Below are 11,233 nucleotides of genomic sequence, written 5' to 3' on the forward strand. Positions count from 1 at the left end.
TTGCATTGCCTGATGTATCGGAACATGCGCGTCAGCCGTTGGCGCATGCTGTTCAACACACCATAAAGGTAGGTAGACCATGCTCAAGACAATACTGACGGGATTGACGGGAGTGCTGAGCTTATTGATCGCGTCGCTGGCCGTGGCAGCGGGAGTCAGCGCGCACTACAAGATCGTGACGGGGCAGGAGCGCGGAACCTACATCCAGATCGGCGCGGACCTCGCGAAATACGTCGCGCAGCCGGCCGGCATCGACCTCGAAGTGATGCCTTCGAAGGGTTCCGCAGAGAACGTGCAGCGCATGCGCTTCGAGCCGGGCGTGAAGCTCGCGCTTGTGCAATCGGATGTGTACCAGGCGTATCTCGACATGGCGAATTCGGGCAACGCCGACGCGGGAACGACAATCCGCCCGCTGCGGCTCATCATGCCGCTCTACAACGAAGAGATCTATTTCGTCGTGCGCAACGACTCGCCGATGACGACGATCAACGAGATCAAGGACAAGGTCATCAGCATCGGGCCGATCGGCAGCGGCACCGCGCAGTCGGCAACCACGCTCTACCGCCTGATGTTCAATCAGGCGATTCCCGAGCAGAACGTGCAGAGCCTGTCGAACGAAGACGCGATTGCCGCGCTCGTCGTGAAGAAGATCGACGTGGCCGTGATCGTTGCGGGTCAGCCGGCCAAGCTCTTCACCGACATGAATCCCGACCTGCTCTCGCAGATCCGCATTCTGCGCGTCGACCCGGGTGCGGCGGAAACGACGCGTGCGAAGGAAACCTATTTTCCCGCGACGATCCGCCAGAGCAGCTATCCGAACTGGCTGAAAGAAGACGTGCCGACGCTGACCGTGAAGGCCTTTCTCGTCACATACGATTACGGTCTGCGCGATACCGTGAGCAATCTGAACCGCTTCGCCGATTCGCTGTGCGAGAACTTCGATGTCCTTCAGGAGAAAGGTCATCCGAAGTGGAAACAGGTAAAACTCGAACTGCCGCCACTCACGAAAGGCTGGCAATACTATCCGCCGATCGAACGGCACCTGCGTTCGTGCATCGCGCGGCGCGCGTCGATGCCGGCAGGCGGTACGTCGGCGTCGGTGCAACAGCAGCCGGCCGCGCCGAAGACGAAACGGCCTTGCTCCGATCAGGAGCGTCTGCTTCTGTTGTGCGGCAAGTAATCTCGTCGCGCTAGCAGAGCCACCAGAAGAAAGCGCCACGGCGCGCGATGCGTCGTGGCGTTTTCGTTGCTGCGCGACAGGCTCCGCGCAGCTATTGCGTGGACACCATCCCTTCCCACCCGAGCCCGAGGCTCTTCTGCAACGCGACGTAGTCCTTGATCAGTTGCGCATCGCTCTGGATGCGATTCTGTTCGGCCGTATAGCGCGTGCGTTCTGCATCGAGCCAGTCGAGCGCCGTCGCCGTGCCCGCGCGATAGCGCTGTTCCGTCAGCGTCGCCGCGCGCGTCGCGGACGACTCGACCGTGCGCAGGCTGACGACGTTCTCACGCTCATGACCATAGCGCGAAAGCGCGACATCGGCATCGCGCAGCGCGCCGAGCACCGTGCTTTCGTACTTGGCCTGCGCCTCGTCGAGCGCGGCACGCGATTGATCGACACGTGCCTTCGTGCGGCCGAAGTCGAACGCATTCCATTGCAGATACGGCACCGCGAGCCACGTGAAATTATTCTTGCGCACCAGGTGGCCGGGGTCGGCGGCGCTGAAGGCCAGGCTGCCGAACAGGGTCACTTTGGGAAACCAGTCCGCTTCGCGCTCGCCGATCTGCGCGCTCTGCGACGCGAGTCGCCGCTCCGCTGCGCGCACATCGGGACGTCGCCTCAGCAGTTGCGCGGGATCGCCCACGGCGATCGTCTGTGGCAACGCGGGCAGTGGCGCCGACGCGTTCAGTTCGTCGTCCAGCGCGCCCGGCTCGCGGCCTGTCAGCACGGCGAGTTCATCGAGCGATTCGGCGATCTGCGCGTCAAGGGGAATCAGCGCATTGCGCGTGTTTTCGACCTGCGTGCGCACGCGTTCCACATCCAGTTGCGACGCGACGCCGCGATCGCGCCGCTGCTCGGTCAGCGTCAGCACGCGCGCTTCGAGTTCCGCCGACTTGCGCACGATCGCCATGCTCTGCTGCTGATCGCGCAAGCCCACATAAGCGCTGCCGATTTCCGCGGCGAGCTGCACGTGCGCGTCGGCGAGTTCTGCCTGCGACGCATCTGCTTGCGCCGAGGCCGCTTCGACCGCACGGCGCGTGCCGCCGAACAAATCGAGTTCCCAGCTCGCGTCGAACCCCGCGAGATACAGCGCAATGGGTCCGCGTCCGCCCGACGAGCTGGAACCGCCGCTCAGCGACGACAGATCAGGTTCGCGCGTGCGCAGATACGCCGCGCTCGCGCCGACCTTCGGCAGCTCGTTGCTCTGCTGCTGGGACAAGCCCGCGCGCGCCTGCCGCACGCGCGCCTGCGCGGCACGCAGATCGGGGCTGTTGGCGATGCCCGCGTCGATCAGCGCCGTCAGTTGCGGATCGCCGAGCGCGAGCCACCATGCCGCGACGCCGGGCGCCGTCTGCACCACGCCGTCCGGCGCACGCTTGAAGCTGCTCACGTGCGTCGTGGCGGGCGCGCCCTTGTAGTCGGGACCCACCGTGCAGCCTGCAAGCAGCACGGTCACGGCAGCCGGGACGGGCGCAAGCATCGCGCCAACATGCGAACGACGGCGGCGCGCGGCGCCGCCCAGATCAAATAGCTTCATCACAGATGTCAGTGTCCGGCCGACGGCGTACCCGGTGCCGGCTTCTTGAGAAGAAAAGCGAGAGGAATGCACAACAGCAGCGCGACGGCGAGCACATAGAACGTCTCGGAAAAAGTGATCACACTCGCCTGCAACTGCATCTGTGCCGCTAGCTGGCCGAGCGCCTGCATCTTCGCGTAGGCCATGTCGCCGTGCCGCGCGAAAAAGCCTGCCGCGCTCTGCGCGACATGCTCCTCGCCGACCAGCGAATTCGCCGTCACCGACTCGCGGATCATGTCGTCATGAAACGTATTGCGCCGGTCGATAAACGTACCGAGCAACGCGAGGCCCACCGAGCCGCCCAGGTTGCGCGCCATGTTGTACAGGCCCGCCGCGTCGCCGGCCTGTTCGCGCGGCACGGCTGCCATCGATGCCTGATTCAGCGGCATCATCGCGAGCACCTGGCCGACGCCGCGCAGCAGTTGCGACCACGTGAAGTCGTCGCCTGCGCTCTGCGCCGTCAGCGCGATATCGAGCAGACAACTGCCCGCGAAACACGCGAGGCCTGCCGCCACGAGCAGACGCGTATCGACGCGCCCCATCAGGCGCGGCAGTACGGGCATCATCAGGAACGCGGGCAAACCCGACATCAGCATGACCGCACCCGACTGCTGCGCGTTGTAGCCCGCCACGCCGCTCAGGAATTGCGGCAGCAGATACGACACGCAATACAGGCCGGCGCCGACCGTGAAGACAATGAAGATGACGCTCGAATAGCGCGCGTTGGTCAGGAGCTTCAGCCGCACGATAGGTTGCTTCGACGCGAACTGCGCCGCAATCAGCAACGCGATACCGACGAAGGCCACCACGCTCAGCCACACGATCATCGACGATTCGAACCAGCGCTCGCGCTGCCCTTCTTCGAGCACGACCGTGAGCGAACTGAGGCCCGCCGCCATGCCGACGATGCCGAGCCAGTCGGCGCGCATGAACTGCTGCCAGTTCGTGCGCGCGCTGTCGAGCCCGGCGACCAGCAGCACGACGAGCGCCACGCCCACGGGCAGATTCAGAAAGAAGCACCAGCTCCAGTCGATGTTTTCCGCAAGCCACCCGCCGACCACGGGACCCAGCAACGGCCCGAGCAGCACGATCAGGCCGAACATCGTCATGCCGATCGGCATCTGATGGCGCGGCAGCCGCGTCGCGACGATGGTCTGTGCCGTCGGAATCATCGCGCCGCCCGCGAAGCCCTGGCCGATCCGGCCGGCGATCATCTGCGGCAGGCTATGCGACATCCCGCACATGAGCGAGAACAGCGTGAAGAGCGTCGCGTTGCCGAGCAGAAAATTGCGCAGCCCAAACACGCGTGTGAGCCACGCAGCGAGCGGAATCATCACGATCTCGGACATCAGATAGCCCGTCGAGATCCACGTGCCCTCCGTGCCCGTCGCGCCGATCTGCCCTTGAATCTGCGGCAGCGCGGAGTTCGTGATCGAGATGTCGAGCGTCGCCATCAGCGCGCCGAGCGCGCCGGCCGCGACGGCCGTCCAGTCGCCGGCGCTCGCGTTCGCGGGTTTGGCCGACGCGGCTTGCTCTTGCCCTTGCGACTTCGACCGCACGGCGGCGTGCTCAGCCACGGTTGTTCTCTCGCGCGACGTGCGCTTCGTTCTCGCGTTCGATGCGCGCTTCGTTGTTGCGCGCGCTGCGCGTATCCACGTCGACGTTCACCGACAAACCCGGCAGCAGCACCTTGCGCGTTTCCGGCCCGACATCGAGCTTGATCCGCACGGGCACGCGCTGCACAATTTTCGTGAAGTTGCCCGTCGCGTTCTGCGCAGGCAGCAGCGCGAACTGCGAGCCCGTGCCCGGCGAGAAGCTGTCGATCGTGCCGTGCAGCTTCGCGCCCGGCAACGCGTCGACGCGCAGCGTCACCGGTTGCCCGATACGCATCATGCCGATCTGCGTTTCCTTGAAGTTCGCGACGAGATAGACATCCTGCACGGGCACGATCGTCATGAACCGCGTGCCCGGCTGTGCATACTGACCGACGCGCACGCTGCGATCACCGACGCGGCCGTCGATCGGACTCTTGACCATCGTGTCCTGCGCGTCGAGTTGCGCCTGGCGCGCGCTCGCTTCGGCGGCGGCCAGTTGCGCACGCGACTGCTCGATCGCAGCATGTGTCGTCGCGATCTGGCGTTCGGCGCTTTGCAGCGCGGCGGCGTCCGCTGCGCGCGTCGCACTAGCCTGGCGCTGCGTGTTGCGCAGGTCGGCGACGCGTTCGTTCGTCTCGGCACCCGTCGCGGCAAGCGGCTCGTAGCGCTTGACCTGATCGGCGGCATGCGCCTCGTTCGCGGTCGCGCCGTCGAGCTGCGCGCGGGCCTGTGCAATGGCAGCCTGCTGCTGCGCGAGTTCCGCTTCGCCGCGCAGAATGTCGGCGCGGCGCGCAGCGATGGTCGCGTTCGCCTGTTCGAGCACGGCGTCGTACTGGCGGCTGTCGAGCCGTACCAGCGGCTGGCCGCTCGTCACGCGCTGGTTGTCGCCGACCAGCACCTCGGCCACATAGCCCGACACCTTCGGCGCGACTGTCATGCCGTCGGCCTGCAGATACGCGTCGTCCGTGCTTTCGATGAAGCGGCCCATCGTCCACCAGTGCGCGCCCCACGCAATCGCGCCGAGCACGGCGACGCCGCCAATCAGGAGAAAAACGCCCTTCTTTCCGGACCGTTGCGCGCGTGTGGCGCGCCCGGATTCCTCAACAGGCAAGGTGGCTGACATGTCGACTCCAGAATTATACCGATCGTTATAATTATTCCAGTTGGTACAATTTAGTCAACAATATTGTTTTCCCGTTTCTTACCTTTTACTGTTCTGTTGTTTTTGTATTCATCCTTCAATCGACGGGACGACTCGTGATAACACGCACACCGAGACACCGCCCCGCAGCGGAAGGCGGCTATCAGCGCGGCGAAGAGACCCGCGCAAAGATCATCGAGGCGGCGCTGGGGCTGTTCGGCGAGCGCGGCTTCGAAGGCGCGTCCACGCGCGAGATTGCCGAGCATGCGGGCGTCAACGCGCCCGCACTCGTGTATTACTTCGACAATAAGGAAGGCGTCTATCAGGCGTGCGTCGAGTACATCATGACGAGCGTCGGCGCCTATTTCGCGGATGCCGTCGCCGCCGCCCAGACGGTGCTGGAGGGCAAGCCATCCGACGACGAACTGATCGACGCGTTCCGCGTGATTCAGGCACGCGTCGCCAGTTATCTGTTCACGACGGAAACGCCCGCCACGTGGCGGCTATTCATGGCGCGCGAGCAGGCGGGCCTCGGTCCCGCATTCAGCGCCGAGCGACTGAACGAGCGCATGCGCAAGCCGCTGCTGAGCGTCAGCTCGGAAATCGTCGGCCGGCTGCTCGGGCGGCCCGCAGACGATCCTGAAACGATCATCAGGCTGCTGGCGATCAACGGGCAACTCGTGTCGTTTCACCTCACGCGTTGCACGGCATTGTCTGCGCTGCAGTGGAAATCGATCGACGGCGAGCGCCTGCAGCAGCTCTGCGCATTGATCGACGAACAGAGCGTTATCCTGTTGCGAGCGATGGTCGACATGCGCGAAGCGAACAAGCAACGACGCAAGAAAAAGTAAGGCGTGGCCAAATGCCTGCGCGCATACCTTAACGCTCCTTACAAAGACAGACAGAACGTGACGCGCATCGCTCGCTGCGCCGGATACGCCAATTCATATCCGGCGTGCCTGCGCGCCCGTTTCGCACGCCGGAACGGATACTCCCGCGCGCAACCTTCTGTCGATTCTGTAACGAGGCTGTTAAACGCGAGTTGCGTTCGATGGGTAAGGTGCGGGCTTCGCACGGCGCCGCAGATGCGGCGCACGCGGAACGCACAACTCATTGAAGGAGCAATCGATGCGCAAGCTCGCGATACTGGCCGTCATGGCCGCATTGACCGCCACCCTCTGCGGATGCTGGTGGGGACCGCCACCTGGCTGGGGCGCGGGCGGGCCCGGTGGGGGCGGCGGCGGACCTGGCGGCGCACCGCGCGGCGCCGCGGCCGTGCCGCAAGCAACGGCGCAGGCCTGACGCCTGCGCGACGCGCGCGCGGCGCTTCACGGCCGGGCGTCGCATGCCGTTCAACGCTGCGCGGCTATCTTGCGCGGCGCAGCGTGCGGCGCCATGCCGCCTTCCGCCGCGCTCCACTGCACGACCCAGTCGGGCATCGCAGGCGAAGCGTGCGTCACGCCCGCCAGCGCGAGAAGTTCGTCCGTCGGCACCGTGCCGCCGCTGCGCTTCAGAAAGCGCGCGCGCACGACACCCAGCGCGACCTGAACGCCATCGCGGATAAAGCCCTGCTCGAGAAACACATGCTTGTCGTCCCAGCCGATCACGCGCGTCGCGACCTGGTAGCGGTCCCCGAGCGCCAGCGAGCGATGAAAGCGCATCGTCTCCAGCGTGACGACGGGATACCAGCCACGCTTGTTGATCTGCGGCCGAGTGTCAGCATCGTCGAACTCGCGAGCGCAACGGCCGCTTCGGGATAGCCGAGCGGGTAGGGAATCGAAAAGCCGATCCACAGTCCGAGCGTGAGCTTCACGTACTTGGCGGTTTCCGAAAGCGAGAAGCGCGCGAGCGCGCGGCGAAACGGCGTGAGCGGCTTGTGAGCGTACGAAGCGGACGACATGATGGCTCCTGCATGGCGGCGCGCGCTGCCTGGGCGGCGCGTGGATCGAATTGTACCGATGCCTCGATGAGATCCCGACGGCGAGCGAGCCGGGCTTTCTCTCCGGGATTTCCTCCCGCTCCTGGACCGGCTCACCTCGACCGCGCGCCGCGGCCATTTTTGGAGCGCTTCATTTCCTTGCGTGCCGCAGGCATAGTGAGAGGTTTCCAGCCTCGACACTGCAAGCGGACACAATGAGTGAGACCTCGCCGGCCGCCGCGCCCTTGATTCGCGACGCCACCCACGCCGACTTCCACGCCATTCAGGCCATCTACGCGCATCACGTGCTGACGGGCGTCGCGTCGTTCGAAGAAACGCCGCCGTCCGCCGACGATCTGCTGCAACGGCGCGCGGCCGTGCTCGCACATGGCCTGCCGTATATCGTGGCCGTCGTCGACGGCAAGGTCGCGGGATACGCGTATGCGACGCTCTACCGGCCGCGCGTCGCGTACCGCTACACGATCGAGGATTCGATTTATATGGACGATGCCTTTCGTGGCCGCGGGGTCGGACGTGCTTTGCTCGCCGCGCTGATCGAGCGTTGCGAACAGGGGCCGTGGCGCCAGATGGTTGCCGTCATCGCCGACGGAGGACGCGGCGGCTCACTGTCGCTACACCGTAGCGCAGGCTTCGAACTGGTTGGCACCTTGAAGGCTGTTGGCTTCAAACAGGGCCGCTGGCTCGACTCGACGCTGATGCAACGCGCGCTCGGACACGGCAGCGAGACGCTGCCGACTGGCATGCACGGCGAGAGCGACTAGATCGGCAATCGCATGCAACCAAGCGTTCGAAGCAGTTCGCCGCGCGTGCCAAATCGCTTCAGACTAGCGGCAGCGTGCGCGTGAACATCGTCGGATAGTCGATGACGAGTCCATCCCCGTCCACTTTCAGCTCCGCCGCGAAGCCTGTGTCGATGCCTTCGTAACGGTATTCGCTGCCCGGCTCGATGCATGTATAAGCCTGCTCGACGCGCGAGACCTGCAGATCCGGGACCGAAATGAACGCGACGGCGATCGGCTCGCGCGCACCTTTCGCGAGTTGCAGGCGGCGAACAGGCAGCGTATTCGTGAATGGCGTGGCCGAAATGTCGATATCGATGCAACCGGCCAGCGATGCGAGCACGAGCCCATGCCCATCGTGCCAGTTGCCTTCGCCGTCGCCATGCAACTCGAGCTCCGCGCCGCCGACCAGCTTCAGCGACGCACGCAGCGTGCGCCATTGCAAATCGCATTTCACGCGGTACATGAGGCCGTACGCGCGGCCATCGCGCTCGCCGACCAGCACGCTCTCGATGTAGAAACCGTCGGCGCGCGCGTCGAACGCGAGATGCTCGACGCCTTCGCTCTCTTGCGGGGTCCATCGCACTTCACGCATGAATTCGTCTCCTGTAGGTGAGAGTTGGGAGCCGCCGTTGATGACATCCTAGCGCGAACGTCGACCTGTGCGTGACGGGCCTTTCATCGACGCGATATCACGCACGCGCAAATAACCGCTATCAATGCGCGCGCATGCCGTTTGCCCGCCGCCTGGCCTATGCTCGCGTTTCGTCTGCTGCGAATCGCAACGGCCGCGCGAGTTCCGCCTCACGCGGCCTCGTCACGTCCTCGTCATACGCGTTGAACCATTATGCCCGCGGCGCCTCATGAAAAACCGCTCGATGCCTTGCGTACGTTGTTGCGCAGCTTCGGCCAGATCGTCCTGCAACGGAATGCAGCAACAGGCGCATGCGTACTCGCTGCATGGCTCGTCAGCGATGCGAGGCTCGCGTGCGCGGCGTTCACGGGCGCGATCGCGGCGAACGTGGGCGCCATGCTGCGCGGCTACGATTGCACCGACACGCGCAATGGCCTGCACGGCTTCAACGGCGCGCTGGCGGCGCTCGCGGCGTTCACGTTCATCTCCGACGACGCCAGGGCGATGGCCGTCGCGATACTTGCGGCGACAGCGGCCGCGTGGCTGCTCGGTCCGTGGGAACGGCTGTTGCGTTCGCGCGGACAAGGTTTCTACTCGAGCCCGTGTCTGCTCGTGACGTGGGCATGGCTGCCGTTCGTGCGTCCGGTTTCCGCGCATGCTCCCGCTAGCGAAATGCCCGGATGGCTCGGCCCGCTGCCCGGCCTGCTGGCGGGCATTGCGCAGACCTCGTTTGCGTCGAGCGCGCTTGCAGGAGCGCTCATAGTGGTCGGCATTGCTTTTTCGTCGATGCGCGCGGCACGGTTTGCGCTCGCGGGCGCGGCGCTCGCCTCCTCCGCGCAATGGCTGGTTGCTGCCGATAGCGCTTCGTTCGATGCGGGCCTGCTAGGATTCAATGGCGCCCTCACCGCGCTCGCTGTCGCCGATTGCGGCGTGCTGGCGGCGCTGGCTGGCGTCGGCGTGTCGGTCGCGCTGCAACAGGCCACCCTGTTCTACGGCGTACCCGCATTGACGGCGCCGTTCGTCGTCGCGACCTGGACGACGCGGCGCATCATGCGCGATACTCGCCGCACATGCACAAACGGTGCTGAACGTTCGCCGGACGACAGCGTTGCCGTCGGGCATCGGAAACAGGCAAGCCGCGCTGCGCTACTACGCGAGCGCTGAAGCCATACCTAATGGAGACGTCATGTCGTCGTTCGCTCATACGCCTGCGGGCCGCGTTGCGCAGCCGAAACCCGTGTCTGAGGAGGAGCGGCGCACGCGCGTCGACCTCGCGGCCGCGTACCGGCTTGCGGCAGTGAACGGCTGGGACGATCTCGTCTACACGCATATTTCGGCGAGCGTGCCCGACGAACCCGGCCATTTCCTGATCAATCCGTTCGGACTGTCATTCGATGAAGTGTGCGCGTCGAATCTGGTGAAGATCGACATCGACGGCAACATCGTCGGCGCGAGCGAACATCCTGTGAATGCGACGGGCTTTGCGCTGCACGCTGCCGTCCATGCCGCGCGCACCGACGCATTTTGCGTGATGCATCTGCACAACACGGCGGGCATCGCGGTATCGCTGCAAAGAAACGGTTTGTTGCCGGGTTCTCAGCATGCGCTGCGTTTTCATGGCTATCTCGCGTATCACGACTACGAAGGTCTGGCGTTCACGCCGGCCGAAGGGGAGCGCCTGGTTTCCGATCTCGGCGATAAACCGGCGATGCTGTTGCGCAATCACGGCACGCTGACGACGGGCCGCACGGTTGCGGAGGCGTATGTGCTGATGGCGACGCTAATCAAGGCATGCGAAATTCAGCTGCTGGCGCAGGCGGGCGGCGGCGAGCTGGTGCTGCCAGCCGAGGCGGTGGCTGAGCGCACCGCTGAGCAGCTTTATGACGGCGGCGCTGTCGAAGGTGGCATTGAGTGGCCCGCGTTGTTGAGGAAGCTCGATAGAGTGGATTCGTCGTTTCGCGATTAGTTTTTTGGCTTTCGCTTTTTGGTTTTGCTTTTGCTTTTGCCTTTTAACTTTTGCTTTGCTTAAGGGACATGAATCATGCCGACTTTTCGTATCGAACTTTTCGAAGGCCGTACCGTAGAGCAGAAGCGCCAGTTCGTCGAGGCGATTACCAAGGCAACCTGCGAGTCGCTGAACGTCGAACCCGGTTCGGTGGATATCATTCTCGTCGACGTGAAGAAGGAGAACTGGGCAACGGGCGGTCGACTTTGGTCTGATGCTTAGTGCCTGCGGCGCGGCGTTGCCGGTTTTTTGACCTGGTGTTTTTGGGTCTGGTGTTTTTGCCTGGCGCTGGCATCCGCGATTTGCCTTCATAGTTCATGCGTTGCCGCCCCGCACAGGGGCAAC

At 64.6% G+C, this 11,233-nt stretch carries 13 protein-coding genes; 7 read left to right on the forward strand and 6 right to left on the reverse strand.

The features are described 5' to 3' along the window. The first annotated feature begins 79 nt into the window (after positions 1 to 79). On the forward strand, positions 80 to 1,180 hold the full coding sequence (locus BPHY_RS17025; protein WP_012402687.1) for a TAXI family TRAP transporter solute-binding subunit: 1,101 nt from the start codon (positions 80 to 82) through the stop codon (positions 1,178 to 1,180). A 91-nt stretch (positions 1,181 to 1,271) separates the two neighbouring features. On the opposite strand, the gene BPHY_RS17030 is transcribed toward BPHY_RS17025, so the two are convergent. The 3 genes from BPHY_RS17030 to BPHY_RS17040 all read right to left on the reverse strand — a co-directional run bounded on the left by BPHY_RS17030 (position 1,272) and on the right by BPHY_RS17040 (position 5,513). Beyond that, positions 1,272 to 2,699 carry an efflux transporter outer membrane subunit gene (locus tag BPHY_RS17030; RefSeq protein WP_041764940.1) on the reverse strand — a complete coding sequence of 476 codons (1,428 nt, stop codon included), beginning with the start codon at positions 2,697 to 2,699 and terminating at the stop codon, positions 1,272 to 1,274. 65 nt (positions 2,700 to 2,764) lie between these two features. Next, a complete protein-coding gene (locus BPHY_RS17035; protein ID WP_012402689.1) occupies positions 2,765 to 4,372 on the reverse strand; it encodes an MDR family MFS transporter in 1,608 nt (535 codons plus the stop codon). Then, on the reverse strand, positions 4,365 to 5,513 hold the full coding sequence (locus BPHY_RS17040; RefSeq protein WP_012402690.1) for an HlyD family secretion protein: 1,149 nt from the start codon (positions 5,511 to 5,513) through the stop codon (positions 4,365 to 4,367). The genes BPHY_RS17035 and BPHY_RS17040 overlap by 8 nt, the downstream gene beginning before the upstream one ends. A 134-nt stretch (positions 5,514 to 5,647) precedes the next feature. Here BPHY_RS17040 and BPHY_RS17045 point away from each other — a divergent pair, with 134 nt between their 5' ends. Beyond that, positions 5,648 to 6,382, forward strand: a complete 735-nt coding sequence (locus BPHY_RS17045; protein WP_012402691.1) for a CerR family C-terminal domain-containing protein — start codon at positions 5,648 to 5,650, stop codon at positions 6,380 to 6,382. Between the two features lie 262 nt (positions 6,383 to 6,644). Beyond that, entirely contained in the window at positions 6,645 to 6,833 is a 189-nt protein-coding gene (locus BPHY_RS41760; protein ID WP_157686605.1) for a hypothetical protein, read from the forward strand. Between the two features lie 50 nt (positions 6,834 to 6,883). Here BPHY_RS41760 and BPHY_RS17050 read toward each other — a convergent pair whose 3' ends face one another. Both BPHY_RS17050 and BPHY_RS43140 read right to left on the reverse strand, forming a co-directional pair. Then, complete coding sequence (locus BPHY_RS17050) at positions 6,884 to 7,192, reverse strand: thioesterase family protein (RefSeq protein WP_244257644.1); 309 nt, start codon at positions 7,190 to 7,192, stop codon at positions 6,884 to 6,886. Then, positions 7,135 to 7,431 carry a hypothetical protein gene (locus BPHY_RS43140; RefSeq protein ID WP_244257646.1) on the reverse strand — a complete coding sequence of 99 codons (297 nt, stop codon included), beginning with the start codon at positions 7,429 to 7,431 and terminating at the stop codon, positions 7,135 to 7,137. The genes BPHY_RS17050 and BPHY_RS43140 overlap by 58 nt, the downstream gene beginning before the upstream one ends. Positions 7,432 to 7,664: 233 nt before the next feature. Between BPHY_RS43140 and BPHY_RS17055 the strand changes: the two genes are divergently transcribed. Beyond that, positions 7,665 to 8,231: a GNAT family N-acetyltransferase gene (locus BPHY_RS17055; RefSeq protein ID WP_012402692.1), complete on the forward strand. Its 567-nt coding sequence runs from the start codon at positions 7,665 to 7,667 to the stop codon at positions 8,229 to 8,231. 58 nt (positions 8,232 to 8,289) lie between these two features. On the opposite strand, the gene BPHY_RS17060 is transcribed toward BPHY_RS17055, so the two are convergent. Next, on the reverse strand, positions 8,290 to 8,844 hold the full coding sequence (locus BPHY_RS17060; protein WP_012402693.1) for a putative glycolipid-binding domain-containing protein: 555 nt from the start codon (positions 8,842 to 8,844) through the stop codon (positions 8,290 to 8,292). 252 nt (positions 8,845 to 9,096) lie between these two features. Here BPHY_RS17060 and BPHY_RS17065 point away from each other — a divergent pair, with 252 nt between their 5' ends. The 3 genes from BPHY_RS17065 (at position 9,097) to BPHY_RS17075 (ending at position 11,110) form a co-directional block, all read left to right on the forward strand. After that, positions 9,097 to 10,047 (forward strand): urea transporter, encoded by a 951-nt coding sequence (locus BPHY_RS17065; protein ID WP_012402694.1) that lies wholly within the window; start codon positions 9,097 to 9,099, stop codon positions 10,045 to 10,047. A 22-nt stretch (positions 10,048 to 10,069) separates the two neighbouring features. Then, positions 10,070 to 10,849: a class II aldolase/adducin family protein gene (locus BPHY_RS17070; RefSeq protein WP_012402695.1), complete on the forward strand. Its 780-nt coding sequence runs from the start codon at positions 10,070 to 10,072 to the stop codon at positions 10,847 to 10,849. A 75-nt stretch (positions 10,850 to 10,924) separates the two neighbouring features. Next, positions 10,925 to 11,110, forward strand: coding sequence for a 4-oxalocrotonate tautomerase (locus BPHY_RS17075; protein ID WP_012402696.1), 186 nt, complete (start codon positions 10,925 to 10,927; stop codon positions 11,108 to 11,110). Positions 11,111 to 11,233 lie beyond the last annotated feature (123 nt).

It is taken from the genome of Paraburkholderia phymatum STM815 (assembly GCF_000020045.1).
GTDB classification, from domain to species: domain Bacteria; phylum Pseudomonadota; class Gammaproteobacteria; order Burkholderiales; family Burkholderiaceae; genus Paraburkholderia; species Paraburkholderia phymatum.

What these genes read in the sequence shown, in the direction of transcription:
- BPHY_RS43140 (WP_244257646.1), bottom strand. Translation starts at nt 7,431, where the DNA reads ATGTCGTCCGCTTCGTACGCTCACAAGCCGCTCACGCCGTTTCGCCGC.
- BPHY_RS17060 (WP_012402693.1), bottom strand. Translation starts at nt 8,844, where the DNA reads ATGCGTGAAGTGCGATGGACCCCGCAAGAGAGCGAAGGCGTCGAGCAT.
- BPHY_RS17025 (WP_012402687.1), top strand. Translation starts at nt 80, where the DNA reads ATGCTCAAGACAATACTGACGGGATTGACGGGAGTGCTGAGCTTATTG.
- BPHY_RS17065 (WP_012402694.1), top strand. Translation starts at nt 9,097, where the DNA reads ATGCCCGCGGCGCCTCATGAAAAACCGCTCGATGCCTTGCGTACGTTG.
- BPHY_RS17050 (WP_244257644.1), bottom strand. Translation starts at nt 7,192, where the DNA reads ATGCGCTTTCATCGCTCGCTGGCGCTCGGGGACCGCTACCAGGTCGCG.
- BPHY_RS17040 (WP_012402690.1), bottom strand. Translation starts at nt 5,513, where the DNA reads ATGTCAGCCACCTTGCCTGTTGAGGAATCCGGGCGCGCCACACGCGCG.
- BPHY_RS17075 (WP_012402696.1), top strand. Translation starts at nt 10,925, where the DNA reads ATGCCGACTTTTCGTATCGAACTTTTCGAAGGCCGTACCGTAGAGCAG.
- BPHY_RS17055 (WP_012402692.1), top strand. Translation starts at nt 7,665, where the DNA reads ATGAGTGAGACCTCGCCGGCCGCCGCGCCCTTGATTCGCGACGCCACC.
- BPHY_RS17030 (WP_041764940.1), bottom strand. Translation starts at nt 2,699, where the DNA reads ATGCTTGCGCCCGTCCCGGCTGCCGTGACCGTGCTGCTTGCAGGCTGC.
- BPHY_RS17070 (WP_012402695.1), top strand. Translation starts at nt 10,070, where the DNA reads ATGTCGTCGTTCGCTCATACGCCTGCGGGCCGCGTTGCGCAGCCGAAA.